A 26,611-nucleotide genomic window follows, 5' to 3' on the forward strand; every position below is an offset into this window, starting at 1 on the left:
CAGCACCTCGCTCAAGCGTTACGATGTTCGACCGTCAGGTGGGACAATTCATGTACCGGTGCAAGACGTTTGCGGATGGCGTCGGCGTCCACACCCGGCGACGCCACCACACTGACAATCGCCGCTCGCGCCTGTGGGCCGACTTGCCAGACATGCAAGTCACTGATCCTCACATCACCGTTCGATTCCAGCAGGTCACGAATCTCCGCTGCAACTTGCTCATCGGTGGTGTCGAGCAGCACGGCGGCACTGTCGCGCATCAAGCCATATGCCCATCTTGCAATCACGATCGCGCCGACAATGCCCATGACCGGATCCAGCCAGACCCAGCCCAGATACCGGCCGGCCAGCAACGCGGCGATGGCCAGCACGGATGTCAGTGCATCGGCGAGCACATGGACGTACGCGGAGCGCAGATTGTTGTCGTGATGGTGATGATGTTCATTCGAGTGGTTGTGATCATGGTCGTGATGCCCGTGATTACCGGCCAGCAACACTGCACTGATGATGTTCACTACAAGCCCTGCCACTGCAATCAGCGTCGCTTCGGTAAAGGCGACGGTGGTCGGCTGAAACAGGCGCAGAACGGATTCTCCGGCAATCCCGAGCGACACCAGCCCCAACACCATGGCCGAGGCAAAACCGGCCAGATCACCGACCTTACCGGTGCCAAAACTGTAACGGGCGTTGTTGGCATTGCGTCGGGCAAAAGCGTAAGCCGCCGCCGCGATACCCAAGGCGCCGGCATGCGTTGCCATGTGAAAACCATCGGCCAGCAACGCCATGGACCCGGTGATGTAACCGGCAGCAATTTCGCCGATCATCATCACGAAGGTCAACGCCACGACCCATAGCGTGCGGCGGGCATTTTCATCGTGGGAATCGCCGAGGAACATGTGGTTATGGCTGAAGGATGCAGCCTGAGGTGTCAGTGTCATGGTGATTGGACTCTACTTCGAGTAACGGCGAATGGCTTGCAGCAACTCTTCAACGCCTTGCGCGCGTTCCTCGTTGCTGAGATCAGGGTGGGCCACGTGTTCACGGGCGTGGGCGTCGATGAACTGATCCATCAAGCCATTGACCGCACCACGGATGGCCGCGACCAGGTGCAAGGTCTTGGCGCAATCGGCGTCGGACTCGAGGGCCTTTTCCACCGCCTGAACCTGGCCGGCAATGCGCCGCACCCGGTTGAGAAGATCGTCTTTGTGTTCGTGAATGTGCGACATACCTATACCCCCTACCCCTATGTTGCGAGCATGATCAATGATTGGGCCGGCGGAGGCAAGTCTGGTTTGAGGTTCTTCAGGTTGGCCGCGTACTCAGGTGGATCAATTTGATCCAGCACCCAGTTCGCCGTGATTCCCTCAGCAACATCCTCATTTGTAACAACGCCGCGAATGTCAGACCTGTCGTACAGCCTCGAAATACCTTTTCAAGATAGCGTCCGCATCATTTCCAAAACGATGAAACAAGGACGCTCATATCTCGCAAAACAGACATCCCTCGGGTTCAAAACCCACCGTCAGGCGACGGGCACCACATCACCAGCCGCTACATGACCGCAACTGAACTGGCGGAGCGGGACGCCAGACAAAGATCCTATGACGACATGATGGCTCGACAGCAAGCATATGAAGACCGTCTTGTCAGGCAGCCGCGGCGGAAAAAACAAAACGCTAAGGGTTGCGTGTTTATCAAAAGCTGCAATCTCTCGGACGGGGTAATCAACCATGACAACCCTGCCGGGTTTGTCCCTGTCGAGAAACTGTCCGACTTCGGAAAGTTCTCGCTCTTGGGTGGTCGCGAAAGGGACGCAGCGGGGAATATTCCTCTAAAAAAAATCACTGGAAGCGCCCTACCTGGTGCCGTTGGAACGCTTCTCCTGGGCGGGGCAGGGATTGCTGGTTCCGGGGCCACCGTTGCCGGTGGATCAGCGGCAGTGACGGCTGGCGTTGCCGCCGGCGCTGTGGCGGGCGTAGTTGCATTGCTTTGGCCATCGAGTCTAGGGGACAGCTCGCTGTATTCGGAGTACAGCTCAATTCACTCAAGGAAGGTCGTACACGTGTCCGCCTGCATGTAGAACAACAGGCCGATGGCACCTTGAAAGGCTATGGGTACAACACTCAAACGCGTAGCGACTGGGAAATGATCCCTGTCGTGCAGTTTGTAGATCAAGGTTTTCAAAAGGTGGCTGACTTTGGTAACGGGATAACGCTGATATGGACACCAGCGGTAGATCCGTCCAGCACTTCGGGAATCCCTCCGCTGGAAAGTGCTCCACAAGTCCCGAATATCTGGATTTATCCGCCTACACCTGCCGCAGATAGCATCATCGTCAATCCGATCTATCCGCCTGAGTACAGGGATTTCATTCTTGTATTCCCGGCTGATTCCGGTATCAAGCCTCTTTACATTGTCTTGACCCTGGAATTCGATGCAGCCAGTTACCACGGAAAAACGAATACACCAGTGAAAAGCAAGGGACCCGCCAATGGACAGGAAGCGCTCGACAACTCGGTGCAGGTAAAACCTACATCGGCACGCCGGATTGGTGTTGACCCAGAGACCAAGGAGTTTGTCGTCTTTGATCGTACGGGAGGGGACGTTTACCACGGCCATGTCAGACCTTGGGATAAACTCCATCAAGATATGAAAAATGCTCTGGTCAAGGCTAAAAAAGCCGACAACAAAGGAAATATTCTGGGAGCTGAAAAGTGAGCCTTCTTTACCAAGACCCATCAATAAACCACGACGAAGCGGTCAATCTTCTTGATAGCGGCTTAGAAACGAATATTGTCACCGCGTTGATTTCAATTGGTTTGAATGAGCAGGACAGAATCTGGGCTCAGACCATTTGCTTGAAATACCTCGACAGCAGCACCGAACGGGTCGCGGCATCGGCTATCACGTCACTCGGTCATATAGCCCGCAGACACGGGACATTGGATATGAACGCTGTGATGCCCGCTCTCGATACTGCGAAGAAAAAATTTCCGGCACTTGAAGCGACTGTTGCTGACGCGCTTGATGATATTGAAGCTTTCATCTGACTCGCAAAATCACAATCAGAAATCTCCCACTCCAGAACAGGAAACCCGCCACCTCCTCTAACAGAGATGCCAGGTTTATCTTTTCAGGTCGCGACCAGCAAATCAATCATCCCGCGTCAGCACTTCCAGCAATTCAATCTCGAAAACCAGGTTCGAATTCGGTGTGATCTTGCCCATGGTGCGCTCGCCATAGGCCAGGTGCGCCGGCACCAATAACTTGCGCTTGCCGCCGACCTGCATCCCCATGATTCCCTGATCCCAGCCCTTGATGACCCTCCCCGTACCAATCACACATTGAAAAGGTTTGCCTCGGCTGTAGGAAGAATCGAATTCGGTGCCGTCTTCCAGCCAGCCGCGATACTGGGTGGTGATCAGTGCGCCTTTGACGGCGGCTTTGCCGTCGCCCTGTTCGATATCGATGATTTGCAGTTCGTCGTTCATGCGTCTACTCGTTTACGGTCGCCCGGGTCCGGGGCGGGGACGGAGGTTTTCGCAGAATTCGGCGCCGAAGGCAATCCATGGAACCGATGCCCTTGGCGCCCGATCACATGAGTATCGACCTCGCGCTCAGTAAAGGATGCTCTGATGACCGACCCACGATCACTGCGCAGTTTCATTCCGCCCTACATTCTCAATCGAATCATCGCTTACGGTTCCGAGCATCAGCGCTCCAGCGCGATGGTCACTCTGACCCATGTGCGCACGCTTCGGCACACGCCGGGCAAACCGGTGCCTTCTGCTGCGGCGACGATCCTGCCCCCCTCCGTCCAACCCGGCCAGGTTCAGCGCAGCATTCATGACGCGCAAGGAAAAATGCTTCTGCCGGGAATGCCCGCGCGCCTTGAAGGTCAGCCGGCGACGGGCGATCCTGCGGTTGACGAGGCTTACGATGCCTTGGGCGCCAGTTATGATTTCTTCTGGGAGGTGCTGGGCCGCGACTCCATCGACAATCAGGGTTTTGCACTGATCGGCAGTGTGCATTACGGCGTTGAATACGAAAATGCGTTCTGGAATGGTGCACAAATGGTCTTCGGGGACGGCGACGGCGAGATCTTCGAGCGCTTCACCCGCTCGCTGGATGTGATCGGGCATGAGTTGACTCATGGTGTGATCGAAAGCGAAGCCGGCTTGATCTACGCCAACCAGTCCGGCGCATTGAATGAGTCGATATCCGACGTTTTCGGCGTTCTGATCAAGCAACATGTACTGGGCCAGACAGCTGCTGAGGCAGACTGGCTGATCGGCGCCGACCTGCTGACGCCACGCATCAAGGGCATTGGCTTGCGTTCGATGGCCCACCCGGGCACGGCTTACGACGACCCGTTGCTCGGCAAAGACCCGCAACCGGACCACATGCGCAAGTTCGTCATCACTCAGGAAGATAATGGCGGTGTGCACATCAACTCCGGCATTCCCAACCGGGCGTTTTATCGGGTGGCTGTTGCATTGGGCGGCTTTGCCTGGGAGAAAGCCGGGCGCATCTGGTACGACACGCTGTGCGACAAACGTCTGGGCAGTGAAGCGTCATTCGAGCAGTTCGCGCAATTGACCTTCGCCCACGCTCGCAATCGTTTCGGCGCCGAAGAGGCACGGGCAGTTGCGCAGGGATGGGCCGGGGTGGGCATCAAAACGAGTCAGGAGGGTTCATGAAAACGCTGCCGACATTAGGCGATGAAGCAGTCGTTCGTCTCTCCCGCCAGGGCGGTTTCGCGGTGATTCACGCGTTGACCCGCCCCCGTGAAATCGAGTTCGCGCAATGTGATCTCGATCAGCGCGCGCGTATATGCACATTGCTGGAGAGTTGTCTGCCCCTGACCCGCGAGTCCTCCGGCCAGGGCGATCAGCGTTTTTATCAAATCGAAGTGCGTTACCGCCTCAATGAGCAAGACGACCGGCTGGTGCTGAAAGTGCCCGAGGATCAGGCGCCGGGAGACCTGGTGCATTTGTGGGATAAGGGAGAAGTTCTTTAGAGGCTAAGTGCTATTAAGCCGGTCTTTGAACTAACCTACGCACACCTTTCCCGGAATGATGGCTCGCCATGATGGCAAACCCTGAATGATATCCGTCTCGACCAGCGCAGCCCTCGGTTCGGTGCTGCTAGCCGCGATCGTCGCGCTGATTTGCCGCGAGCGCTGGTTGCGCAAGCGGCTGGCCGAATGTCGGACGCTGATTGCCAGCCTGTCCGAACGGCAAACCATTCTCCAGGACAGCGACGCCGAACGCTTCAAACGCAGCCAGTATTTCGCCCGAATCGGCACCTGGGACTGGGATGTCGATACTGAGCGGCTCTACTGGTCGGACGCGATCTACGGCATGTTCGGCTTCAAGATCGGAGAAGTGACGCCTTCCTACGCCTTGTTTTGTGCCTGCGTACACCCGGACGACCGGATCAAAGTGCGGGCCGGTGAGCTGCGGTGCCTGGAAACCGGTGACAACCATGATGAGGAATATCGGGTTATCTGGCCCGACGGCACGATTCGCTGGCTACGCGAGACCGGCAACGTGGTGAAGAACGACCACGATGAAACGATCAAGATGATGGGCGTGGTCCGCGACATCACCGAGGAAAAAGCTTCCGCCAGTTACCTTCAACACCTGGCCCATTTCGACCGGTTGACCGGCCTGCCCAATCGTCTGGTGCTCGAACAACGCCTGTCCGACGCGCTAGAACAGGCCCGAATCACCGCCACCCGAGTGGTGCTGGTGTTCGTCGATCTCAATGGCTTCAAGGCAATCAACGACCATTACGGCCATGCCGCCGGTGACCGGGTCCTCGTCACCACCGCCACGCGCCTGAAGCGAATCCTGCGTTCAACCGACACCGTCGCCCGCATCGGCGGCGACGAATTCGTGGTCATCCTCCAGGGCCTGCCTCAAGGCAGCAGCCTGCAAGACGAAGCCCGCAGCATCTGCCAGAAAATCTTCGTCGAACTCTCACCCCCCGTGACCATCGGCACCGACCAGCGCCACATCGGCACCAGCCTGGGCGTCGCGGTGTTCCCGGATCATGCGCCGAGCATGGACCGGTTGATTCATATTGCGGACCTGGCGATGTATGAGGCCAAGCGCAGCGGGAACAATCAGTATCGGTTGGGTGAGCAGACGTTGAGTCATAGTCGGGTGGAATGACGTGTTCTACTTGTGATCAAAGGTCTGACGCGCCACCGGTGTGATGTCCACTGCTTATTGTTGCGAGTGAAGTACGCAACGACGCTCCCTCCATACAATCATTGCCTGCAAGGCTGACGCCCGTCGTCGCAGCCTTTATCCTTGTGCCCCCCGCCGTGCCGAGTTCTGGAGTTTCCCCATGCCCCATGAAGGCAACCTGTTGCAAGCCGCTGTCGTGTTTCTGTTCGCGGCGGTGCTCACCGTTCCCTTGGCCAAGCGTCTGCAACTCGGGGCGGTGCTGGGTTATCTGTTTGCCGGGGTGATCATCGGGCCGTCGGTGCTGGGCCTGATCGGCAATCCGCAAAGCGTCAGCCATATTTCCGAACTCGGCGTGGTGTTGCTGCTGTTCATCATTGGTCTTGAGCTGTCGCCACGGCGCTTGTGGGTGATGCGCAAATCGGTGTTTGGCGTCGGCCTGGCGCAGGTGCTGCTGACAGGGTCGGTGATTGGCGTGGTGGCGCTGTTCGTGTTTGGCCAGTCGTTGAACAGCGCGATTGTGCTCGGCCTGGGGTTGGCCTTGTCGTCCACTGCGTTTGGCCTGCAAAGCCTGGCTGAACGCAAAGAGCTGACCAGTCCGCATGGGCGACTGGCGTTTGCGATTCTGTTGTTCCAGGACATCGCCGCGATCCCATTGATTGCCATGGTGCCGCTGTTGGCGGGAGGCGATCACACCACTAGCGGCGCCGAGGATTTGAACCACGGCTTGCGGGTGTTGGGCAGCATTGCGGTGGTGGTGATCGGTGGACGCTATCTGCTGCGACCGGTGTTTCGCGTGGTGGCCAGGACCGGTTTGCCGGAAGTCTCCACCGCCACGGCGTTGTTGGTGGTGATCGGTACGGCGTGGCTGATGGATCTGGTCGGCGTATCCATGGCCTTGGGCGCGTTCCTCGCCGGTTTGCTGCTGGCGGACTCCGAGTATCGCCACGAGCTGGAAGCGCAGATCGAACCCTTCAAGGGTTTGCTGCTGGGGCTGTTCTTTATCAGTGTCGGCATGGGCGCGAACCTGAGTTTGCTGCTCAGCGCGCCGATCACGGTGCTGGGGCTGACGCTGCTGCTGATCGCCATCAAGCTGCCGCTGTTGTTTGTGGTGGGCCGGTTGGCCGGCGGTCTGGGCAAGGTCAGTGCGATTCGCCTCGGCATCGTGCTTGCCGCCGGTGGTGAATTCGCGTTTGTGGTGTTCAAGATCGGCCGGGATCAGGGCTTGTTCGAGCCGCGCCTGTATGACCTGCTGGTGCTGACGATCACGCTGTCGATGGCCGTGACGCCGCTGTTGCTGCTGATCTGCGCACGACTGGTCAGCCCGAAAGTGCAGCCGGTGGTGGTGCCAGAGACATTCCGCGAGATCGACACCGACGAACCCCGTGTGGTGATCGCCGGCATGGGCCGGATGGGGCAAATCGTCGCGCGTATCCTGCGCGCGCAGAACATCAAGTTCGTCGCCCTCGACACCTCGGTGGAGACCATCGAGCTGTCGCGCAGTTTCGGCGGCGTCCCGGTGTTCTATGGTGACCCGATGCGCCCGGAAATCCTCAGCGCGGCCAAGGTCGAGCAGGCGGAATACTTCATCATTGCCACCGATGACCCGGACACCAACATCAAGACCGCCGAGGTCGTGCACAGGCTGTACCCGCACATCAAAATCATCGCCCGCGCCCGTAACCGTCAGCATGTGCACCGGTTAGTGGACCTGGGAGCCGAGGCGATTCGCGAAACCTATTATTCGAGCCTGGAAATGAGCCGGCGCACGCTGGTCGGACTGGGCTTGACCCAGGCTCAGGCCGATGCGCGGATCAAGCGGTTCAAGCATCACGATGAACAGGTGCTGGAAGCGCAGCACGCGGTGTATGACGATGCGGCGAAAGTATTGCAGACCGCACAAGAAGCCCGTGCGGAACTGGCGAAGCTGTTTGAGTCGGATCAGCTGGAAGAACAATCGGGCAAGCCTTGAGTCATGGGGCGATCTTCAGACCGTCATCGCGAGCAAGCTCGCTCCCACAGGGGATTTGTGAACGACACATATTCAATATGGGAGCGGGCTTGCTCGCGAAGAACGATAACGCGGTGTATCTGAATAAATAACGACTTCAAGGAATCCACAATGGCTGCCGACCAACCCGCCCCCGCCCTCAAGGAAATCTTCAACCCCGAGCGCCTCAAGCATATCGCCACGGAGATGACCGCGGTTTACCCGGAATTCAACGCCAGGGCGTTCCTGAAAATGGCCAACGAGGGACTGGCTGAGCTGTCGATCATGCAGCGCATGGCCCGGGTCAGCGAGTGCCTGCACGCGGTGCTGCCGCTGAGCTATGAAGCGTCGCTCGAGGTGCTGCGCGCCCTCGCACCGCGCCTGAACAGCGGTTTTGTCAGCATCTCGCTGCCCCATTACGTTGCGACCTATGGCGGCCACGCGTTCGAACAATCCATGGACGCGCTCAAATACTTCACAACCTTCGGCTCCGCTGAATTCGCGATCCGCTATTTCCTGCGCAGTGATTTCAAGCGCGCGTTGGCAGTGATGCACGATTGGTCGCTGGACGAAAACGAACATGTACGGCGTCTGGCCAGCGAAGGCTGCCGTCCGCGTCTGCCGTGGTCATTTCGACTGGAGCAGGTCCAGTCTGACCCGACCCTCGCCGCCGCAATCCTTGACAACCTCAAGGCCGACGACAGCCTTTATGTGCGCAAATCGGTGGCCAATCACCTCAACGACATCACCAAGGACCATCCCGAATGGGTGCTGGACCTGATCGAAGGCTGGTCGCTGGACAACAGACATACCGCGTGGATCGCCAGGCACGCCCTGCGCAGCCTGATCAAGCAGGGCAATCAGCGCGCGTTGGCGATCATTGGCGCAGGGGGCAAGCCCGAGGTCGAGATCATGGACGTGAAGGTTGATCCGGCGGTGATTGCGTTGGGGCAGAAAATCACCTTGTCCTTCACAGTTAAATCCACGGTCGAGAACAGTCAGCGCCTGGTGATCGACTACGCCATCGATTACGTCAAGGCTAACGGAAGCACCTCAGCGAAGGTGTTCAAGCTCAAGACCCTGACGCTGACCGGCCACGCCACCGCCCGCCTCAGTCGTGGACAGCACATCAAGGAACTCACGACTCGCAAGCATTACGCCGGCCGGCACGCCGTGCACATTCTGGTGAACGGGGAACGGCTGGCCGGCACGCAGTTCGACATTATCGCTGATGCTGATTGACCTTGTTGCCCGACCGGCCGGGCAGCATGCGCGTCAGGGTGTTGTCACGGACCCAATAGTGATGAAACAAACCCGCCGCCGCGTGCAATCCAATCAGCCAGTAACCGCTGCTGCCGAGCAGCTCATGCCAATGCTTGAACTGTTTGGCGAGGTCCGGATCCACTACCATCGGCGACGGCAGAAAGAAACCGAACCAGGGCATCGGCTTGCCACCGGCCGACAGCATCAGCCATGCCAGTAACGGTGTGCCGATCATCAGCACGTAAAGCGCCAGGTGCACCAGATGCGAAACGCCGACCTGCCATTTGGCAAGCGCCGGAGTGACCGGTGGCCGGGGCGTCAAGCGTCCGAGCAAGCGCAGCCAGACCAGCACAAAAATACTCAGCCCGAACAGACCGTGCAGGCCCAGGAATATTCCTCTCAACGTGTGCCCCTTGGGTAGCAGGCCCTTGATTTCGATACTGGCATAAACGCCGACAAACAACGCCAGCATCAGCCAGTGCAAGGTGATCGAGAGTTTTCCATACCGATGGACGACTGGGTTGGTGTTCATAGAAGGGCCTCGTGAAATCAATGATCGACTGCCGAGTCATTCGGGCAGCCTGACCCGGGTGGGTCACCGACTGGCGCCACCCTGCCCTGTCAGTCTTAAGGCAATCTGAAGACGGCCTCGCTGCAACCTTTTGCCACCTTCAGATTCCGTTAAGAAATGCCGCCGATACTCCTCCCGAACTCACCCTGGGAGGCCTCTTTCAATGCCCGATTACGACTGGAACATCCCTTTACCCCTGCATTTCGGCCATGCCGAAATTCCGCAGCTGAGTCTGGCCAGAGCCCTGCCGGACGAACCCCAGCGTCCAGTCTTCGAAGCCTTTATTCAACAACGATTCCGCAAGGCCCACGGGGCTGACATCCGTCATTTCATGCCGGAGCTGTTTGGCATGCGCAATGCTGCGGATGAACTCTGCGCGGTGGCCGGTGTGCGTCTGGCGGACAGCGGGCATTTGTTTTTAGAGCGTTACCTGGATGAACTGATCGATCCATTGATCAGCGTTGCGGCCGACCGCCCCGTGAACCGCGCCGACATCGTCGAAGTAGGCAACCTGGCCGCCAGCGACACCGGCAGCGCGCGAATGAGCATCATCGCCATCACCTACCTGCTGGCCATGGGCGGCCTGGAATGGGTGGCGTTTACCGGCAACATCGGGCTGGTGAACAGCTTTCATCGTCTGGGTTTGAAACCTGTGACCCTGTGTGCAGCCGATCCGGTGCGGCTCGGCGACGACCGCCACAACTGGGGCAGCTACTACGAGAGCAAGCCGTGGGTTCACGTCGGTAACATCCGCGCCGGTTTCATCCATCTGCAAAACACCGGGATGTTCAACCGCCTGGGTTTGCCGTCGTCCATGGAGGAATCCAGCCATGTCGCCTGAAATGGAGCGCTTCAGACAGACTCTGCGCAGCCATGCCGAACGCAAGACTAATGCCATCGCTCTGTGGGGCGATCAGTTGAAACTGGACTACGCCACGCTGTACGCCGAAGTCACGTATCGCCAGCAACGCCTGCGCGATGAAAACGTCAACGTGGTTGCACTGGCGCTGGACGATGGCGTCGAAGCCATGCTTTGGGACCTGGCCTCGCTGTTCGAAGGCCTGACCTGCCTGACGTTGCCACCTTTCTTCAGCCCGACGCAACGCCGCCATTGCCTGGAACAAAGCCAGGCCGAGCTGGTGATCGCCGAGCCGGAGCAGGAAGACGAACTGCCAAGCGCCGGCTACGAGAAGACCGGTGAATTCTGGCGCCGCCGTTTCAGCGGTCCGAATCGGCTGCCTGAAGGCACCGCCAAACTGACGTTTACCTCCGGCACGACGGGCACACCAAAAGGCGTGTGCCTCAGCGCCGAGAGCTTTTTGCGCGTCGCCCGTGAGCTGGATCAGGCCAGCCAATCCACCCACCCTCAGCATCACTTGGCCTTGCTGCCGCTGGCCATCTTGCTGGAAAACCTTGGTTGCTACGCCGCGCTGTACGCTGGCGCAACGTTGAGCCTGCCCAGCCAGAAAACCCTGGGCATCCAGGGCGCCAGCGGTGTTGATGTGGCACGCCTGCTCGGCTGCCTGGCCAGCCGAGTACCCGAAAGCCTGATCCTGGTGCCGCAACTGCTATTGATGCTGGTCAGCGCCGCCGAACAAAAAGCGTTCAATCCCTATGCGTTACGTTTTGTCGCGGTGGGTGGCGCACGGGTTTCCGAGGAATTGCTGCAGCGTGCACAGCGTATCGGTCTACCGGTTTACGAAGGTTACGGACTATCGGAGTGCGCGTCGGTGGTGAGCCTCAATCGACCAGAAGCACATCGCCCCGGCAGCGCCGGCCGACCCTTGTCCCATGTGCAAATCCGGCTGGCCGAAGACGGTGAAGTGCTGATCAAGGGTTCGACGCTGCTCGGTTATCTGGGTGAAGCACCGTACGTTGATGAATGGTGGCCCAGCGGCGATCTCGGCGAGTTCGATCCCGAGGGTTTCCTCTACCTCAAGGGGCGCAAGAAACATCAATTTGTCACCAGTTTCGGTCGCAACGTGAACCCGGAGTGGGTCGAGGCCGAATTGACCCAGCGCCGTCACATCGCTCAAGCCTTCGTCTACGGCGAAGCCATGCCGCGTAACCATGCGCTGCTCTGGCCGCATCGCCCGGATTGCACCGACGAAGAGATTGCCGCCGCCGTCGCCCAAGCCAACGAAGCCTTGCCCGATTACGCACAGGTCCATCACTGGACCCGCCTGGATCAACCGTTCACCGCCGCCACCGGCCTGCTGACCGCCAATGGCCGTCCACGCCGTGACGCCATCGTCGAACGTTATCGGGCGCAATTGACTGAATCCGCACTTTCCGAGGAATGCGCATCATGAGTTTTTTCGACACCCTGCAAGAAGCTACCCTGCAAGAACGACACGAACTGTTCAACCTTCCGATCATTCGCGATGCACTGGAGGGCAAGGTCAGTCTGGACAGCTACCGGGCCTTTTTGGCGCAAGCCTATTACCACGTGCGCCACACCGTACCTTTGATGATGGCCTGCGGCGCGCGTCTGCCGTCGCGTCTGGAATGGTTGCGTGAAGCCGTGTGCGAATACATCGAGGAAGAATACGGCCACGAAAAATGGATCCTCAACGATATTGAAGCCTGCGGCGGCGACAAGAATTCGGTGCGCGACGGTCGCCCTTCCCTGCCCATTGAACTGATGGTCAGCTACCTCTACGACCTGATAGCGCGGGACAACCCGGTCGGCCTGTTCGGCATGGTCAACGTACTCGAAGGCACCAGCATCGCCCTTGCCACCCACGCCGCCGGCAGCATTCGTGAGCGCCTGGAGCTGCCGGAAAGCGCCTTCAGCTACCTCAGTTCCCACGGCTCACTGGATATCGAGCACATGCAGACCTATCGCCGGCTCATGAATACCCTCGACGACCCGGCCGACCAGGCCGCGGTGATTCATGCCTCCCGGGTCGTGTACAAACTTTACGCCGACATGTTCCGCGGCTTGCCGTGCGACGGGGAGAATCCGCATGCGCCTGTCTGAGGCTCGCGTGGTATTGACCGGTGCCAGCGGTGGCATTGGTCTGGCAATCGCGACTGCTTTGTGTGCCAGCGGTGCCCGGTTACTGGCGGTGTGTCGACATCGGGAGCCACTGGAGCCGTTACTCGAACGCTATCCGCAACACCTTCGTTGGGTCGGCGCGGACCTTACCAGTGTTGCCGACAGACGCAAGGTGCTGGCCGCGGCCGAGGCCATCGGTGGTATCAACCTGCTGATCAACGCCGCTGGGATCAATCATTTCGCCATGCTCGAACAGCTGGATGACAGCGACATCAATGCGATGCTGGCGGTGAACATCAGCGCACCGATCTGCCTGACCAAAACCTTGCTGCCGCTACTCAAGCAAGCCGAGAGCGCGATGGTGGTCAACGTCGGTTCGACGTACGGCTCCATCGGCTACCCCGGTTACGCCAGCTATTGCGCCACCAAGTTTGCCTTGTGCGGTTTTTCCGAAGCGTTGCGCCGGGAACTGGCGGATACCCGCGTCGGTGTTCTGTACGTTGCCCCGCGCGCGACTCGCACGAGCATGAACAGCCCGGCGGCGCAGGCCCTGAATGACGCACTCAAGTCCAATGTCGACGACCCGCAAACCGTCGCCGAGGCCGTGATCCACGCCATTGCCGGCGACCGCCGCGACCTGTACCTGGGCTGGCAGGAGCGCTTTTTCGTGCGCCTGAACAGCCTGCTGCCGAACCTGGTGGACCGGGGATTGCGCAAGCAGTTGCCGTTGATCCGTCACCTGAGTCAAAAGCCCGACAATGAGAACCTCAAGCCATGAAAAAACTCACCGTTTGCCTGCTGCTCGCCGCTCTGAGCCAAAGCGTCTGGGCACTGGACGCTGCTGACCAGCAACGCCTGACAGGCATCCAGCAAAGCTGGGCACACATTCAATACGAACTGCCGGCAGATCAACGCACGACGGCGTTCGAAAAACTTGCCGCACAGACCTCGGCCTTCACTAAAGAGCGCCAATCGGTGGCCGAGGCCTGGATCTGGTCCGGCATCGTCACCAGCAGTTGGGCCGGTGCCCAAGGCGGCCTCGGTGCGTTGAGCAAGGTCAAGGACGCGAAGGTCGATCTGGAAAAAGCCCTGGCCCTGGACCCCAAAGCCTTGCAAGGCTCGGCCTTCACCAGCCTTGGCGCCCTGTACGACCGCGTTCCGGGCTGGCCCATCGGTTTTGGCGACTCGGACAAGGCCGAGCAGCTACTCAAACTGGCCTTGCAACTCAACCCGAATGGCATCGATAGTCTGTACTTCTGGGGTGATCACCTCTACCGTCAAAAGCGTTACGTTGAAGCCCGGACAGCGCTGCAAAAAGCCCTGCAGGCCGCGCCACGGCCGGGTCGGGAAATCGCCGATGCCGGGCGTCGCAAGGAAATCGACGCGTTGCTGGTGGACGTGAACAAGAAACTCGACTGACAGGAGACCGTGTGCGCTTACTACTGATTGAGGATGACGTGGCGCTTGGCGAAGGCATCCATCAGGCGCTGGGCCGCGAAGGCTATACCGTCGATTGGTTGCAGGACGGCAGCAGCGCGTTGCACTCGCTGCTCAGCGAAACCTTTGACCTGGCGGTACTCGACCTCGGCCTGCCCCGCATGGACGGGCTCGAAGTGCTGCGACGTTTGCGCGACAGCGGTTCCAACCTGCCCGTGCTGATCCTCACCGCACGGGATGCCACCGAGGATCGCATCGCCGGGCTCGATGCCGGCGCGGACGATTACCTGATCAAGCCCTTTGATCTGGCAGAACTCAAGGCTCGCCTGCGAGCCTTGTTGCGGCGCAGCGCTGGCCGCGCCCAAGTGCTGATCGAACACGCCGGCATCAGCCTCAACCCCGGTACTCAGCAAGTCAGCTATCAGGGTGACCCGGTGGCACTGACGCCCAAGGAATATCAACTGCTCCACGAGTTGCTCTCGCCACCGGGCCGGGTCATGACCCGTGATCATCTGATGCAGCTGCTCTACGGCTGGAATGAAGAAGCCGAGAGCAACACCCTCGAAGTGCACATCCATCACCTGCGCAAGAAATTTTCCACGGACCTGATCCGCACCATTCGCGGTGTCGGTTATCTGGTGGAGGAGCGTCGATGACGTCGATCCGTCGCCGTACGCTAACGTTGATCATCGGCCTGATGCTGGCCGGTCTGGCCGTGATCAGCGCGCTCAACCTGCATGACAGCAATCATGAGATCGCCGAAGTCTACGATGCACACCTCGCGCAAAACGCCCGTTTGTTGCAGGGTGTCATGCGCATGCCCTTGGCGAGCAAGGAACACACCGAGCTGTACCAGGCGTTCAACCAGGCCTTGAGCGAAGCGGTGCCGAGGGTCGACGGCCACCCGTATGAAAGCAAGCTGGCGTTTCAGGTGTGGAATCAGCAGGGCGAAGTGCTGGTGCACACCGCCAGCGCCCCCTCCTTCACCGCCCCCCCGTCGAAAACCGGATTCAGTGATGTCGTGGACCTGAACGACCGCCACTGGCGCGCCTTCCTGCTCGAAGACAAACAGAACCACCTGCGCATCTGGGTCGGCGAGCGAGACGATGTGCGGTCGGACCTGGTGGACCGGATCGTGCGGCACACCTTGTGGCCCAATATTCTGGGCAGCCTGATTCTGGCGGCGATGGTCTGGATGGCTATTGGCTGGGGCCTCAAGCCGCTGGCGGACATGGCGGAGACCTTGCGGGCGCGGCATAGCGGCTCACTCGAACCGCTGCAATTGAACCCACTGCCCAGCGAACTGGAACCGATGCAAGCGGCGCTCAACCGCATGCTCGCGCAGATTCAGGAAGTCCTCGGTCGAGAGCGCCGCTTCATCGCTGACGCAGCCCATGAAATGCGTACGCCCCTGGCGGTGTTGCGGGTGCATGCGCAAAACCTGCTGGAGGCCGGCACCGAACAGGAACGTCGCGAATCACTGCAATTTCTGATCGTCGGCGTCGACCGAACCAGCCGTCTGGTGAATCAATTGCTGACCATGGCCCGTCTCGAGCCCAAAGCCGTAGCGCCGGCGCTGCATCGCATCGATCTGACCGAAACCGTACGTGACAGTCTGGTTCAATTGACACCGTGGCTGTTGAGTAAAAACCTTGAGCTGGCCTTCGACGCCAACGACCAGCCCTTGCCCGTGGTGGCCGACGCCGCCGCTATCGACATTGCCCTGAACAACCTGATCACCAATGCCGCGAATTTCTCACCCATGCGGGGCGTGATTACCGTGCAACTGAGCCAGGCCGACGGGTTCTACAACCTCAGCGTTGAAGACCAGGGGCCCGGCATCGATGAAGCGGATCGCGGGCGATTGTTCGAACGTTTCTACAGCCGCGGCAATGCTCAAGGCGCCGGTTTGGGGCTGACGATCGTCAACACCATTGCCACTCGGCTGGGTGGCCGAATCACTCTGGTCAACCGACCGGAAGGCGGGTTGCGTGCCACGTTGTCAATTCCGGATCGCGGCAAACTGTAGGAGCAGCGGTCGTCGCTCGATTGCTCGCGATGGACGTTAACGATAACACTGCAAGCCTGATACCCCGCGGCGCTCTCGGGTTTTTCGCGAGCGAGCTCGCTCCTACAGGGATTCGGGGCCCAGCAGTAAGGTTTGCTCGCGTTCGCATAACTCCACCACGTAATCCCACAACACCCGCAGCCGCACGGATTTGTGCAGCTCGCGGCGGGTGCTGATCCAGTAGCTGCGCTGGAGGCTTTCATCCGGCAACAACGGCACCAGCTCTGGATCGGCACTGGCCATGTAGCACGGCAACACCGCGATCCCCAAACCCGAGCGCGCCGCCTGTTGCTGGGCGATGACACTGGTGCTGTGGAAGACCACCTGGGGGTTGCGGCAGAAGCTGTTGAGGAACATCAGTTCCTGGCTGAACAGCAAATCGTCGACGTAGCCAATCCAGGCATGGCGACCGAGGTCTTCGCGGCTGCGCAGCGCTGGCGCCCTGTCGAGATAAGCCTTGCTGGCATACAGCGCCAGGCGATAGTCGGTGAGTTTGCGCGTGACCAGCATGTCGGCGGACGGGCGTTCAAGGTGGATGCTGATCTCGGCTTCGCGGTTGAGAATACTGACAAACCGCGGCACCGCCACCAGTTCCACTTCCAGCCCCGGATAGCGTTCGAACAGCCCGTTCATGCGGCTGGCGAGGAACATGATGCCCAGCCCTTCCGTCACGCCGACGCGAATCTTGCCCAACGGCGCGGTCGATTGGGTGATCTCTTCCTGAGCCAGCAGCGCAACGTTCTCCATCGCCTCGGCGTGCTTGAGCAGCGCCTCCCCGGCCGGGGTCATCTCGTAGCCTTGGGCGTGCTGGACAAAGAGCGCCGTGCCCAGGCTCTTTTCGATCGCCTCGATGTGCCGGGCCACCGTGGCGTGGGTGGTGTTCAAACGGCGGGCGGCGGTGAGCAAACGCCCGCTGCGTTGCAATTCGAGAAAAAACCGCAGGTCATTCCAGTCGAACATGAACCGTCCTTAGGGCTACGCTGTTTAAAAACGCACAGCGGCTGCGCAAAAACTAACATTCTTTTGACGAAAGCTAACAACTAGGATGACCGGCAACAAGAACAACAATAGAGGTCAGGGATGCAGACTTCCCTTGATGGATACGATTACATCGTGGTCGGGGCCGGGCCGGCCGGTTGCTTGCTGGCCAATCGGTTGTCGGCCAACCCACAACACCGGGTGCTGCTGCTTGAAGCCGGCGGCCGCGATAACTACGCGTGGATTCACATTCCCGTGGGTTACCTGTTCTGCATCGGCAACCCGCGCACCGACTGGTGCTTCAAGACCGAAGAGCAACCTGGTCTGCAAGGTCGTGCGCTGAGCTACCCTCGCGGCAAGGTGCTCGGCGGCTGTTCCTCGATCAACGGCATGATCTACATGCGCGGCCAGGCCCGCGACTATGACGTCTGGGCCGCCGACGGCAATCCCGGCTGGAGCTGGGACGACGTGCTTCCGCTGTTCAAGAAAAGCGAAAATCACTTTGCCGGCGACTCGGCATTTCACGGCGCAGCCGGCGAATGGCGGATTGAGCGTCAGCGTCTTTCATGGCCGATTCTCGATGCTTTCCGCAGTGCGGCCGAGCAAAGCGGCATCGCCAGCATCGACGACTTCAATCAGGGCGACAACGAAGGGTGCGGCTACTTCCAGGTCAATCAGAAGGGCGGAATTCGCTGGAACGCAGCCAAGGCGTTTCTCAAACCGGTCCGCCACCGCTCCAATCTCACCGTGCTGACCGGCGTCGAAGTCGACCGCGTCCTGCTGGAAAACGGCCGCGCTTCGGCGGTCAGCACTCGTTGGCAGGGCCAGGCGAAAACGTTCGAGGCGCGCAAGGAAATCATCCTCTGCGCTGGCGCCGTCGGTTCACCGACCATCCTGCAACGCTCCGGCATCGGCCCTCGCCCACTGCTGGAAAAACTGGGGATCGGCGTGATCCATGAGCTGCCCGGCGTGGGTGGCAATCTGCAGGATCACCTGCAACTGCGGCTGATCTACAAACTGGAAAACGCCCGGACCCTGAACCAGATCGCCGGCAGCGTCTGGGGCAAGATGGGCATGGGGTTGCGTTACCTGTATGACCGCAGCGGCCCGTTGTCGATGGCGCCAAGTCAGCTCGGTGCGTTTGCCCGGTCAGGGCCGGAGCAAACCTCGGCGAACCTCGAATACCACGTGCAACCCTTGTCACTGGAGCGTTTCGGCGAGCCGCTGCACGCCTTCCCCGCTTTCACCGCCTCGGTCTGCGATCTGCGTCCGCAAAGCCGTGGTCGAATCGACATTCGTTCGGCCAATCCGCAGGAAGCACCGCTGATTCAACCCAATTATTTGAGCCACCCGGAAGACTTGCGCGTCGCGGCCGACGCCATCCGCCTGACCCGTCGTATCGTTTCCGCCCCCGCGCTACAAGCGTTCAAACCGGTGGAATACCTGCCCGGTGACAGTTTGCAGAGCGAAGAAGAACTGCACGAAGCCGCCGCCCGCATCGGCACGACGATCTTCCATCCGGTCGGCACCTGCCGCATGGGCAACGACGCCGAGGCGGTGGTCGATGCGCAACTCAAAGTCCACGGCCTACCCGGCCTGCGCATCGCCGATGCGTCCATCATGCCGCGCATCACCTCGGGTAACACTTGTTCGCCTACGCTGATGATTGCAGAAAAAGCCGCGCAACTCATTCTTGACCCCAACACAAGGAGCCTGAGCACACCCATGGAACTGGTGACGAATGCCTGAACGCAACACACGGACACTGTAGGAGCGAGCTCGCTCGCGATGAGCCTGAGGACGCCGCTGGGTGTCAGGCTTTCAGCGTGATTGTTCACGACCATCGCGAGCAAGCTCGCTCCTACAGGGAACGAGTACACCCGATGCATCGAAGTAGCGGCGCCCGCCTACAAGGCAGGCGCCGACAGTGGAACAACAAAAACAATCACTGTGAGGGATATCGATATGTCAGAACATGTACAGCCTCTGGAAATCACGCGCAGCGTCGACACGAGCCGCGACACCCGCAAAGTCATTTTCGCGTCGTCACTCGGGACGGTGTTCGAGTGGTACGACTTCTTCCTCTACGGCGCCCTCGCGGCAGTCATCAGCAAACAGTTTTTCGCCGGGGTCAACGACACCACCGCGTTCATCTTTGCGCTGATGGCGTTCGCCGCCGGTTTCATCGTGCGGCCCTTCGGCGCGCTGGTGTTCGGGCGGCTGGGGGACATGATCGGGCGCAAATACACGTTCCTCGCGACCATCGTGCTCATGGGCGTTGCGACGTTTTGCGTCGGACTGCTGCCGACCTACGCGAGCATCGGCATCGCCGCGCCGATCATCCTGGTGGTGCTGCGCATGCTTCAGGGTCTGGCCCTGGGCGGTGAGTATGGCGGGGCTGCGACCTATGTCGCGGAACATGCGCCCATCGAAAAACGCGGTTTCCACACTAGCTGGATTCAGTCCACCGCGACCCTCGGGCTGCTGCTGTCGTTGCTGGTGGTGCTCGGCTGCCGCTACTTCACCGGCGACCAGTTCGAAGTCTGGGGCTGGCGGATTCCATTTCTGTTTTCGATCGTGCTGCTGGGCATCTCGACCTGGATTCGTCTGAGCCTGCACGAATCACCCGCGTTCGTGAAAATGAAAGAGGAAGGCAAACTCTGCAAGTCGCCGCTGCGGGATTCCTTCGGCAAATGGGAAAACCTCAAAGTCGTGCTGATCGCCCTGTTCAGCATCAACGCCGGGCAAGCGGTGACGTTTTATGCGGCGCAGTTTTATGTGCTGTTTTTCCTCACCCAGTTCCTGAAAATGGACCCGGCACTGGCCAACAGCCTGTTGATCGTCAGCGTGATCATCGGCGCACCGTTCTTCATTTTCTTTGGCTGGCTGTCGGACAAGGTCGGGCGCAAACCGGTGCTGATGATCGGCCTATTGCTGGCTACCGCACTGTACTTCCCGATCTTCAAGACCCTGGCCCATTACGCCAACCCCGCCATCGATCAGGCCAGCCGTCAGGCGCCAATTACCGTCCTGGCCGATCCGGCCACCTGCACCTTTCAGTTCGACCCGGTGGGCAAGGCGAAATTTGACAGCCCTTGCGACAAGGTCAAAACCTTCTTGGTGAAACAGGGCCTGCCCTACCACAGCGAAGCCGCACCGGCCGGCAGCGGCGTGCAGGTCAGCGTTGGTGACGTCAAACTCGATGGCTACGACGAAGCGGCGTTGCGAGGTGCGGTGACCCTGGCCGGGTATCCGTCGCAAGCCGACACGCAGCAGATCAACAAGCCGATGATCGTGGCGCTGATCGTCGCACTGATCATCATCTCCGCCATGTGCTACGGCCCGCTGGCGGCGTTGATGGTGGAACTGTTCCCTACTCGCATCCGCTACACCTCGATGTCCCTGCCGTACCACATCGGCAACGGTTGGTTCGGCGGGTTCCTGCCGACGGTGTCGTTTGCGCTGGTGGTGTACACCGGGGACATTTTCTATGGGCTCTGGTACCCGGTGGTGATTACCGCGGTGAGTCTGGTGGTGGGAATGATCTGTTTGCGTGAGACCAGGAATGTGGATCTGGATACCAACTGAGGCCTGCCTGGTGGGCTAAGCGTGCGCATTTCCCTGTGGGAGCGGGCTTGCTCGCGAAGGACGACAACGATAACGCGGGCGGTCTGAATGAACGCGTTGTTCGGACGTTCTTCGCGAGCAAGCCCGCTCCCACAATGATTTCCGGGAGCAGCCGCCCCTCAAGTGAACAGAACTACCGCACACCCACGGCGTTTTAGTTACTCTGACTCGAAGCAACCACCGCCCCGCCACTCACCCGACCGAGGCACCATGATCATTTCATCCGCATCCGACTATCGCGAGGCAGCCCGTCGCAAACTCCCTCGATTCCTGTTTGATTACATTGATGGGGGCGCTTATGCAGAACACACACTGAGGGCCAACAGCACCGACCTGACGGGCATCAGCCTGCGTCAGCGCATTTTGAAAAACGTCGAAACCCTGAGCCTTGAAACCACCCTCTTCGACCAGCCCCTTTCGATGCCGATCATCCTCGCGCCAGTCGGCCTGACAGGCATGTTCGCCCGTCGGGGTGAAGTGCAGGCGGTCAAAGCCGCACAAAACAAAGGCATTCCCCTGTGCCTGTCAACGGTCTCGGTGTGCTCGATCGAAGAGGTGGCGAGCCAAAGCCAACAATCCATCTGGTTTCAGCTATACGTGCTGAAAGACCGAGGCTTCATGAAAAATGCCCTGGAGCGGGCCAAGGCCGCCGGGGTGCAAAACCTCGTATTCACCGTCGACATGCCCACACCCGGCGCCCGCTACCGGGATGCGCACTCGGGCATGTCCGGTCCGTTTGCGTCTTCGCGACGAATGTTGCAGGCCATGACCAGACCCGACTGGGCCTTCAACGTCGGCGTCATGGGGCGCCCCCATGACCTGGGCAACATCTCCAAATACCTCGGCAAAGCCGTCACGCTTGAAGACTACATGGGCTGGCTGGCCAACAACTTCGACCCTTCGATCAGCTGGAGCGATCTGGAGTGGATTCGGGATTTCTGGAAAGGTCCGATGATCATCAAAGGCATTCTCGATCCTCAGGATGCCCGCGACGCGGTCAGCTTTGGCGCGGATGGCATTGTGGTGTCGAACCACGGCGGAAGGCAGCTGGACGGCGTGCTCTCCACCACCAAGGCGTTGCCGCCTATCATGCAAGCCGTGGGCAATGACCTGACGGTACTGGTCGACTCGGGCATCCGCTCAGGGCTGGATGTCGTACGGATGCTGGCACTGGGCGCGAAAGGCGTATTGCTGGGGCGTTCGATGGCGTATGCGCTGGCCGCCGACGGCCAACGCGGGGTGGAAAACATGCTGGATATTTTCGCCAGGGAAATGCGCGTGGCGATGACATTGACTGGGGTGACCTCGATTGGTCAGATTAACGAATCGACGCTGGTGCAGGCTGTTCGCGAGCTGAATGCTTGATCGCAACAACGCCCCGCCAATACAGGACGTTTCCAATCACTCTACATTTTTGAGAATTTCAAATGTCACTTGATCGGGATAGAACGCTACGTAGTTCTTGATCTGCTCTACCGACACTTTGGGGTCTTCATAGCTCCACACCGCATTGGCGCCCTCATGCCCGGGAATCTGAAGGCTGAAATAGCTCGCGTCGCCCTTGTAGGGGCAATAACTCGTGTGATCGGTGCGGGCGAAATACTGCTCGGCGATGTCCTCCCGAGGCACGTAATACACCGGAGGATAATTGGCCTCCAACAGCACCAGAGCGCGCGTGGATGCAGCCACCTGGATACCATGAAACTTCACTAACAGGCAGCCGGGCTGCTCTGCGATGGTGATCACTGGACTGGGACCGGAGCTTTTCATGAAATGCGTTCCTCGGCACGATGATGGGTGATCGCAATTGTCAGGTATAACCCAGATTTCATCATCACGATGGCTTCGCAGCCGAACGGAAAGACATCGACGCCGATGGCCGCGGCGTGGACCCTCGACTTCGCCAAACTTCCACAGCCAGCGATTAACCCGAACGACTGAACCTAGTCGCAATTAATCGAAACGCACGAGCTGTACATCCATACAGATAAAGATTGCTCCATCGCTCATCAGCCGCCATTCTGTGCACCTCCCGGCAACTGATGAACGATGGTGGTTATGCGCTTGTACCTCTGTGAAAAACCTTCCCAGGCCAAAGACATTGCGGCCGTGCTCGGCGCCCGGCGTCGCGGCGACGGCTGCTGGCTGGGAACGGACGTCACGGTGACCTGGTGCATCGGCCATTTGCTGGAAACAGCACCACCGGATGCCTACGACGCACGCTACAAGCGCTGGGTGCTGGCGGATCTGCCGATCATTCCGGACAAATGGAAGATGACGGTCAAACCGCGCACCGCCAGTCAGTACAAGGCCGTGAAACGCTTGCTTGGCGAAGCCGATGAATTGGTGATCGCCACCGATGCCGACCGTGAGGGCGAAATGATTGCCCGGGAACTGGTCGAGCATTGCCGTTATCGCGGGCCGATCCAGCGGTTGTGGCTGTCGGCGCTGGACGATGCGTCGATTCGCAAGGCGTTGGCCGCACTGAAACCGGGCGCCGAGACGTTCAGCCTTTATCATTCGGCACTGGGCCGTTCACGCGCCGACTGGCTGATCGGGATGAACATGAGTCGCTTGTTCACGTTGCTGGGGCGTCAGTCGGGTTATCAGGGTGTGTTGCCGGTCGGCCGGGTACAAACACCGACCCTGCGGCTGGTGGTGGATCGCGACCGCAGCATTGCCGACTTCGTCCCCGTGGCTTACTGGGCCATCGACGTGCAACTGCTGGACGATGGCACGGCGTTCACCGCACAGTGGCGCGCGGCTTCCGACGCTTGCGACGATCAGGACCGATGCCTCGATCAGGTGCTGGCGCAAAAAGCGGCAGCGGCGATTGGCAGCGCGGCGAGTGCCAGGGTGATCAAGCTGCGCACCGAGCGGATGCGTGAAGTGGCACCGCTGCCGTTCGATTTGGGCACCTTGCAGGAAGTCTGCTCGAAGAAGCTTGGCCTCGGCGCTCAGGAGACGCTCGACATCGCCCAAGCGCTTTACGAAACCTACAAAGTCATTACCTATCCGCGCAGTGATTGTGGCTACCTGCCTGTCAGTCAACACAGCGAAGCGCCAGGTATTCTGACGGCGTTGAGGCAGGCTGATCCCGCCCTCAACGCGTTGCAGGATTATCTGGAACCCCAACGACGCTCACGGGCGTGGAACGATGCGAAAGTCAGCGCTCACCACGGCATCATTCCCACTGCCGCCGCGAAAAACCTTGATCGGCTGGCAGGCAAGCAGCGAGCGGTCTACACACTAATCCGGGCGCGCTATCTGGCGCAATTTCTGCCCAATCATGAATACGACCGGACTCAGGCCGACTTCGACTGTGCAGGTGAAGCCTTGCGTGCAGTCGGCAAGCAGATCATCGAGCCCGGCTGGAAGCGCGCCCTGCCCGAGGCCCTCGCACCGGCAAAGGGTCGCGAAACACCGGCGCCGCAAACATTGCCGCTTTTGGCCGAAGGCCGTGAGTGCGCGGTGGCCGACGCGAAGCTCAAAGACCTCTGGACCCAACCACCCAAGCCGTTCACCGAAGGCGATCTGATCAAGGCGATGAAGAACGTCGCCAAACTGGTGGAAGATCCCTTGCTCAAGCAGAAGCTCAAGGACACCACCGGGATTGGTACCGAAGCCACCCGCGCGTCGATCATCCAGGGCTTGCTCGACCGTGGTTACCTGATCAAGAACGGCAAGGCCCTGGCCGCGACGCCAGCCGCTTTCAGCCTGATCGATGCGGTGCCGCGCGCGATTGCCGATCCGGGTACCACGGCAATCTGGGAACAGGCGCTGGACATGGTGCAAAGCGGCGAAATGAGCCTGGAAGAGTTCGTCACCAAACAAGCCGCGTGGATGAGCAAGCAGGTCGCCCGCTGCGCAGGCCTCAGCCTGATCATCAGCGGCCCCGCAAGCCCTGCCGGACGCGGCGCCGCACCGTGGAAAAACAAACGCAAGCCGGCCAAGCGCAAACCCGCGACCGCTGGCAAACGCGCGGCAAAACCGGCGAGCAAGGCTTGATCGGGCGATGGTCTACTGTTCAACAGGTCCGGCAACATCAGGAGCGAACCCGCATGCCGACGATAGAACTGCACGCCGCACAACGCGATGAACTGGAAACCATTGAAAACCTGATGCAGTTCTACCTGCACGACTTCAGCGAATGGCTGCCGCTAAAACTCGGTGCAAATGGTTTCTTCAACATCCAGGTCCCACAAGACTACTGGCGAAACCCTGCCACCCGCCCCTGTCTGATCAAAGTCGAGGGGGAACTGGCTGGTTTCGTGACCGTGGATGACCACACCCATCTACCCGGTGCCGAGTACAACATCGGCTACCTGTTCGTCTGCCGCCGCTTTCGTGGCCAAGGTGTCGCGACGTTTGTCGTTTCCACCCTCTTGAGCCAGCTCCCTGGTCAATGGCAGATTTTCCACATCGACGCCAATCAGACCGCGCGATTGTTCTGGGCAGGTGTGATAGACGATCTCACCGGTGGCGCATACACACGGCATCAGCAGCCGGTGGACGACTTCCCCTGCACCTTTTACCGCTTCCAAAGCTCGCCGCCACCGTCCTGAGGGGCGCTTCCCGGTTTCTCTTTCTCATTCCAAACAGCTTTGTCCGACAATATGTAGTGCTTGAAAATAATCACTACAAAACCGTTGACGCCTCCGATTTGCCCTTGCATGATGCAGACATCTCCCCGATCGGGAGTACTGCAACATGTTTGAGCAAGCTCGTCTGACCGCCGAGCTGTTTTTCCCGGATACACGCTGCCCACAAGGCAGATTGAAGAAGCTGACCTGGCCTGAACGTCCAGTACAAGGACGAGAAACGCTGGCGATCAATCCTCATGAAGCTTGTGGCCGACCCTGAAAACGTCGGTAGTGGCCTGAAGGTTATCGCTGCTTCTCTTCGTTGTGACGCTATTGCGTAGCAGTTATTCAACACGACTACATGCAACAGACGCGGGATCCCGTCATTTCGACGACCGACCGCTGACGTCCTGGTTTCGGTGCCAGGGATCAACTAACCGATGGGCTACCTGTATTAGCGAATCAACTTTGAAAGATCACCAAATGGTCAAGGGGCTTTATTATGAATCTGAACAATCAACCAACCATCGATGAACTGGCTCGTATGTTCGCTGAGCAAAAAGACAGCCATGACAGCCATATCCTCTGGATCAGCAAGTCGGGCCAGGTGCATATCGACTGCCTGTCGCCGCATGCCCATGAAGCCGAGTTCGACCAGAACAACCAGAACCTGCTGGCCCGACTGAAAATGTACCGTCGCGGCCAGGGTTATGTCGGCAAGAAAGCCGCCGCCGACAAGGACTTCATCGGCAATGTTCTGCAAACGCTGAAACAGGCCTGGGCCGCGATGCAGAACCAGAATGAAGTTCGCGTGATTGACCGGTTCTACTGATCATCCAACAATGTAAAAAAGGCCCCGCTCGAGTGATCGAGCGGGGCCTTTTTGTTTAACTCCACTG

At 59.5% G+C, this 26,611-nt stretch carries 25 protein-coding genes and 1 pseudogene; 20 read left to right on the top strand and 6 right to left on the bottom strand.

What is annotated here, in order from left to right; translation table 11 throughout:
* Window positions 1-11 precede the first annotated feature (11 nt).
* A complete protein-coding gene (gene dmeF, locus ACYZT9_RS15190; protein ID WP_462006248.1) occupies window positions 12-938 on the bottom strand; it encodes a CDF family Co(II)/Ni(II) efflux transporter DmeF in 927 nt (308 codons plus the stop codon).
* Between the two features lie 12 nt (window positions 939-950).
* Entirely contained in the window at window positions 951-1,226 is a 276-nt protein-coding gene (locus ACYZT9_RS15195; protein ID WP_149661361.1) for a metal/formaldehyde-sensitive transcriptional repressor, read from the bottom strand.
* Window positions 1,227-1,480: 254 nt separating this feature from the next.
* On the opposite strand from ACYZT9_RS15195, the pseudogene ACYZT9_RS15200 reads away from it, so the two are divergent.
* Together ACYZT9_RS15200 and ACYZT9_RS15205 are read left to right on the top strand one after the other, a co-directional pair.
* Window positions 1,481-2,718: pseudogene (locus ACYZT9_RS15200) on the top strand (S-type pyocin domain-containing protein).
* On the top strand, window positions 2,715-3,050 hold the full coding sequence (locus ACYZT9_RS15205; RefSeq protein WP_462006249.1) for a hypothetical protein: 336 nt from the start codon (window positions 2,715-2,717) through the stop codon (window positions 3,048-3,050). Before ACYZT9_RS15200 ends, ACYZT9_RS15205 begins: the two are co-directional and overlap by 4 nt.
* Window positions 3,051-3,152: 102 nt before the next feature.
* Here the strand turns inward: ACYZT9_RS15205 and ACYZT9_RS15210 are convergent, their stop codons facing one another.
* Window positions 3,153-3,491: an FKBP-type peptidyl-prolyl cis-trans isomerase gene (locus ACYZT9_RS15210; protein WP_462006250.1), complete on the bottom strand. Its 339-nt coding sequence runs from the start codon at window positions 3,489-3,491 to the stop codon at window positions 3,153-3,155.
* 144 nt (window positions 3,492-3,635) lie between these two features.
* On the opposite strand from ACYZT9_RS15210, the gene ACYZT9_RS15215 reads away from it, so the two are divergent.
* The 5 genes from ACYZT9_RS15215 to ACYZT9_RS15235 all read left to right on the top strand — a co-directional run bounded on the left by ACYZT9_RS15215 (window position 3,636) and on the right by ACYZT9_RS15235 (window position 9,426).
* A complete protein-coding gene (locus ACYZT9_RS15215) occupies window positions 3,636-4,700 on the top strand; it encodes a M4 family metallopeptidase (RefSeq protein WP_462006251.1) in 1,065 nt (354 codons plus the stop codon).
* Window positions 4,697-5,020, top strand: coding sequence for a protealysin inhibitor emfourin (locus ACYZT9_RS15220; RefSeq protein ID WP_462006252.1), 324 nt, complete (start codon window positions 4,697-4,699; stop codon window positions 5,018-5,020). Before ACYZT9_RS15215 ends, ACYZT9_RS15220 begins: the two co-directional genes overlap by 4 nt.
* Before the next feature lie 85 nt (window positions 5,021-5,105).
* The gene (locus ACYZT9_RS15225; RefSeq protein ID WP_462006253.1) at window positions 5,106-6,179 is read left to right on the top strand and encodes a diguanylate cyclase domain-containing protein; all 1,074 of its coding nucleotides are present in this window, start codon (window positions 5,106-5,108) and stop codon (window positions 6,177-6,179) included.
* A 178-nt stretch (window positions 6,180-6,357) separates the two neighbouring features.
* Entirely contained in the window at window positions 6,358-8,166 is a 1,809-nt protein-coding gene (locus ACYZT9_RS15230; protein WP_462006254.1) for a monovalent cation:proton antiporter-2 (CPA2) family protein, read from the top strand.
* Window positions 8,167-8,316: 150 nt separating this feature from the next.
* A complete protein-coding gene (locus tag ACYZT9_RS15235) occupies window positions 8,317-9,426 on the top strand; it encodes a DNA alkylation repair protein (protein ID WP_462006255.1) in 1,110 nt (369 codons plus the stop codon).
* On the opposite strand, the gene ACYZT9_RS15240 is transcribed toward ACYZT9_RS15235, so the two are convergent.
* Window positions 9,407-9,979 carry a cytochrome b gene (locus tag ACYZT9_RS15240; protein ID WP_462006256.1) on the bottom strand — a complete coding sequence of 191 codons (573 nt, stop codon included), beginning with the start codon at window positions 9,977-9,979 and terminating at the stop codon, window positions 9,407-9,409. The genes ACYZT9_RS15235 and ACYZT9_RS15240 overlap by 20 nt on opposite strands.
* Before the next feature lie 202 nt (window positions 9,980-10,181).
* Between ACYZT9_RS15240 and ACYZT9_RS15245 the strand changes: the two genes are divergently transcribed.
* The 7 genes from ACYZT9_RS15245 to ACYZT9_RS15275 are packed head-to-tail and all read left to right on the top strand — an operon-like array spanning window position 10,182 to window position 16,485.
* Window positions 10,182-10,859, top strand: a complete 678-nt coding sequence (locus ACYZT9_RS15245) for a thermostable hemolysin (RefSeq protein ID WP_462006257.1) — start codon at window positions 10,182-10,184, stop codon at window positions 10,857-10,859.
* On the top strand, window positions 10,849-12,330 hold the full coding sequence (locus ACYZT9_RS15250) for an AMP-binding protein (protein WP_462006258.1): 1,482 nt from the start codon (window positions 10,849-10,851) through the stop codon (window positions 12,328-12,330). Before ACYZT9_RS15245 ends, ACYZT9_RS15250 begins: the two co-directional genes overlap by 11 nt.
* Window positions 12,327-13,001, top strand: coding sequence for a TenA family transcriptional regulator (locus ACYZT9_RS15255; protein ID WP_462006259.1), 675 nt, complete (start codon window positions 12,327-12,329; stop codon window positions 12,999-13,001). Before ACYZT9_RS15250 ends, ACYZT9_RS15255 begins: the two co-directional genes overlap by 4 nt.
* Window positions 12,988-13,797, top strand: coding sequence for an SDR family oxidoreductase (locus ACYZT9_RS15260; protein WP_462006260.1), 810 nt, complete (start codon window positions 12,988-12,990; stop codon window positions 13,795-13,797). Before ACYZT9_RS15255 ends, ACYZT9_RS15260 begins: the two co-directional genes overlap by 14 nt.
* Window positions 13,794-14,438, top strand: coding sequence for a tetratricopeptide repeat protein (locus ACYZT9_RS15265; RefSeq protein WP_462006261.1), 645 nt, complete (start codon window positions 13,794-13,796; stop codon window positions 14,436-14,438). The genes ACYZT9_RS15260 and ACYZT9_RS15265 overlap by 4 nt, the downstream gene beginning before the upstream one ends.
* 11 nt (window positions 14,439-14,449) lie before the next feature.
* The gene (locus ACYZT9_RS15270) at window positions 14,450-15,112 is read left to right on the top strand and encodes a response regulator (RefSeq protein ID WP_462006262.1); all 663 of its coding nucleotides are present in this window, start codon (window positions 14,450-14,452) and stop codon (window positions 15,110-15,112) included.
* Window positions 15,109-16,485, top strand: a complete 1,377-nt coding sequence (locus ACYZT9_RS15275; RefSeq protein WP_462006263.1) for an ATP-binding protein — start codon at window positions 15,109-15,111, stop codon at window positions 16,483-16,485. The genes ACYZT9_RS15270 and ACYZT9_RS15275 overlap by 4 nt, the downstream gene beginning before the upstream one ends.
* 102 nt (window positions 16,486-16,587) lie before the next feature.
* Here ACYZT9_RS15275 and ACYZT9_RS15280 read toward each other — a convergent pair whose 3' ends face one another.
* Complete coding sequence (locus ACYZT9_RS15280) at window positions 16,588-17,484, bottom strand: LysR family transcriptional regulator (RefSeq protein ID WP_462006264.1); 897 nt, start codon at window positions 17,482-17,484, stop codon at window positions 16,588-16,590.
* A 120-nt stretch (window positions 17,485-17,604) separates the two neighbouring features.
* Here ACYZT9_RS15280 and ACYZT9_RS15285 point away from each other — a divergent pair, with 120 nt between their 5' ends.
* The 3 genes from ACYZT9_RS15285 to lldD all read left to right on the top strand — a co-directional run bounded on the left by ACYZT9_RS15285 (window position 17,605) and on the right by lldD (window position 22,494).
* Complete coding sequence (locus ACYZT9_RS15285) at window positions 17,605-19,251, top strand: GMC family oxidoreductase (protein ID WP_462006265.1); 1,647 nt, start codon at window positions 17,605-17,607, stop codon at window positions 19,249-19,251.
* A gap of 216 nt (window positions 19,252-19,467) precedes the next feature.
* Complete coding sequence (locus ACYZT9_RS15290) at window positions 19,468-21,090, top strand: MFS transporter (RefSeq protein WP_462006266.1); 1,623 nt, start codon at window positions 19,468-19,470, stop codon at window positions 21,088-21,090.
* Between the two features lie 249 nt (window positions 21,091-21,339).
* Window positions 21,340-22,494 (top strand): FMN-dependent L-lactate dehydrogenase LldD, encoded by a 1,155-nt coding sequence (gene lldD, locus ACYZT9_RS15295; protein ID WP_462006267.1) that lies wholly within the window; start codon window positions 21,340-21,342, stop codon window positions 22,492-22,494.
* A gap of 36 nt (window positions 22,495-22,530) precedes the next feature.
* Here the strand turns inward: lldD and ACYZT9_RS15300 are convergent, their stop codons facing one another.
* Window positions 22,531-22,899, bottom strand: coding sequence for a DUF427 domain-containing protein (locus tag ACYZT9_RS15300; RefSeq protein WP_462006268.1), 369 nt, complete (start codon window positions 22,897-22,899; stop codon window positions 22,531-22,533).
* A gap of 288 nt (window positions 22,900-23,187) precedes the next feature.
* Between ACYZT9_RS15300 and ACYZT9_RS15305 the strand changes: the two genes are divergently transcribed.
* The 3 genes from ACYZT9_RS15305 to ACYZT9_RS15315 all read left to right on the top strand — a co-directional run bounded on the left by ACYZT9_RS15305 (window position 23,188) and on the right by ACYZT9_RS15315 (window position 26,544).
* The gene (locus ACYZT9_RS15305) at window positions 23,188-25,137 is read left to right on the top strand and encodes a DNA topoisomerase III (RefSeq protein ID WP_462006269.1); all 1,950 of its coding nucleotides are present in this window, start codon (window positions 23,188-23,190) and stop codon (window positions 25,135-25,137) included.
* A gap of 53 nt (window positions 25,138-25,190) precedes the next feature.
* Entirely contained in the window at window positions 25,191-25,694 is a 504-nt protein-coding gene (locus ACYZT9_RS15310) for a GNAT family N-acetyltransferase (RefSeq protein ID WP_462006270.1), read from the top strand.
* 520 nt (window positions 25,695-26,214) lie between these two features.
* Complete coding sequence (locus tag ACYZT9_RS15315; RefSeq protein ID WP_462006271.1) at window positions 26,215-26,544, top strand: hypothetical protein; 330 nt, start codon at window positions 26,215-26,217, stop codon at window positions 26,542-26,544.
* The last annotated feature ends 67 nt before the right edge of the window (window positions 26,545-26,611 follow it).

The organism is Pseudomonas sp. ZT5P21, from assembly GCF_054897785.1.

Bases quoted from the DNA above. Each gene is read 5' to 3' on its own strand.
- dmeF (WP_462006248.1), bottom strand. From the start codon at position 938: ATGACACTGACACCTCAGGCTGCATCCTTCAGCCATAACCACATGTTC.
- ACYZT9_RS15195 (WP_149661361.1), bottom strand. From the start codon at position 1,226: ATGTCGCACATTCACGAACACAAAGACGATCTTCTCAACCGGGTGCGG.
- ACYZT9_RS15210 (WP_462006250.1), bottom strand. From the start codon at position 3,491: ATGAACGACGAACTGCAAATCATCGATATCGAACAGGGCGACGGCAAA.
- ACYZT9_RS15215 (WP_462006251.1), top strand. From the start codon at position 3,636: ATGACCGACCCACGATCACTGCGCAGTTTCATTCCGCCCTACATTCTC.
- ACYZT9_RS15220 (WP_462006252.1), top strand. From the start codon at position 4,697: ATGAAAACGCTGCCGACATTAGGCGATGAAGCAGTCGTTCGTCTCTCC.
- ACYZT9_RS15225 (WP_462006253.1), top strand. From the start codon at position 5,106: ATGATATCCGTCTCGACCAGCGCAGCCCTCGGTTCGGTGCTGCTAGCC.
- ACYZT9_RS15230 (WP_462006254.1), top strand. From the start codon at position 6,358: ATGCCCCATGAAGGCAACCTGTTGCAAGCCGCTGTCGTGTTTCTGTTC.
- ACYZT9_RS15235 (WP_462006255.1), top strand. From the start codon at position 8,317: ATGGCTGCCGACCAACCCGCCCCCGCCCTCAAGGAAATCTTCAACCCC.
- ACYZT9_RS15240 (WP_462006256.1), bottom strand. From the start codon at position 9,979: ATGAACACCAACCCAGTCGTCCATCGGTATGGAAAACTCTCGATCACC.
- ACYZT9_RS15245 (WP_462006257.1), top strand. From the start codon at position 10,182: ATGCCCGATTACGACTGGAACATCCCTTTACCCCTGCATTTCGGCCAT.
- ACYZT9_RS15250 (WP_462006258.1), top strand. From the start codon at position 10,849: ATGTCGCCTGAAATGGAGCGCTTCAGACAGACTCTGCGCAGCCATGCC.
- ACYZT9_RS15255 (WP_462006259.1), top strand. From the start codon at position 12,327: ATGAGTTTTTTCGACACCCTGCAAGAAGCTACCCTGCAAGAACGACAC.
- ACYZT9_RS15260 (WP_462006260.1), top strand. From the start codon at position 12,988: ATGCGCCTGTCTGAGGCTCGCGTGGTATTGACCGGTGCCAGCGGTGGC.
- ACYZT9_RS15265 (WP_462006261.1), top strand. From the start codon at position 13,794: ATGAAAAAACTCACCGTTTGCCTGCTGCTCGCCGCTCTGAGCCAAAGC.
- ACYZT9_RS15275 (WP_462006263.1), top strand. From the start codon at position 15,109: ATGACGTCGATCCGTCGCCGTACGCTAACGTTGATCATCGGCCTGATG.
- ACYZT9_RS15280 (WP_462006264.1), bottom strand. From the start codon at position 17,484: ATGTTCGACTGGAATGACCTGCGGTTTTTTCTCGAATTGCAACGCAGC.
- ACYZT9_RS15285 (WP_462006265.1), top strand. From the start codon at position 17,605: ATGCAGACTTCCCTTGATGGATACGATTACATCGTGGTCGGGGCCGGG.
- ACYZT9_RS15290 (WP_462006266.1), top strand. From the start codon at position 19,468: ATGTCAGAACATGTACAGCCTCTGGAAATCACGCGCAGCGTCGACACG.
- lldD (WP_462006267.1), top strand. From the start codon at position 21,340: ATGATCATTTCATCCGCATCCGACTATCGCGAGGCAGCCCGTCGCAAA.
- ACYZT9_RS15300 (WP_462006268.1), bottom strand. From the start codon at position 22,899: ATGAAAAGCTCCGGTCCCAGTCCAGTGATCACCATCGCAGAGCAGCCC.
- ACYZT9_RS15305 (WP_462006269.1), top strand. From the start codon at position 23,188: ATGCGCTTGTACCTCTGTGAAAAACCTTCCCAGGCCAAAGACATTGCG.
- ACYZT9_RS15310 (WP_462006270.1), top strand. From the start codon at position 25,191: ATGCCGACGATAGAACTGCACGCCGCACAACGCGATGAACTGGAAACC.
- ACYZT9_RS15315 (WP_462006271.1), top strand. From the start codon at position 26,215: ATGAATCTGAACAATCAACCAACCATCGATGAACTGGCTCGTATGTTC.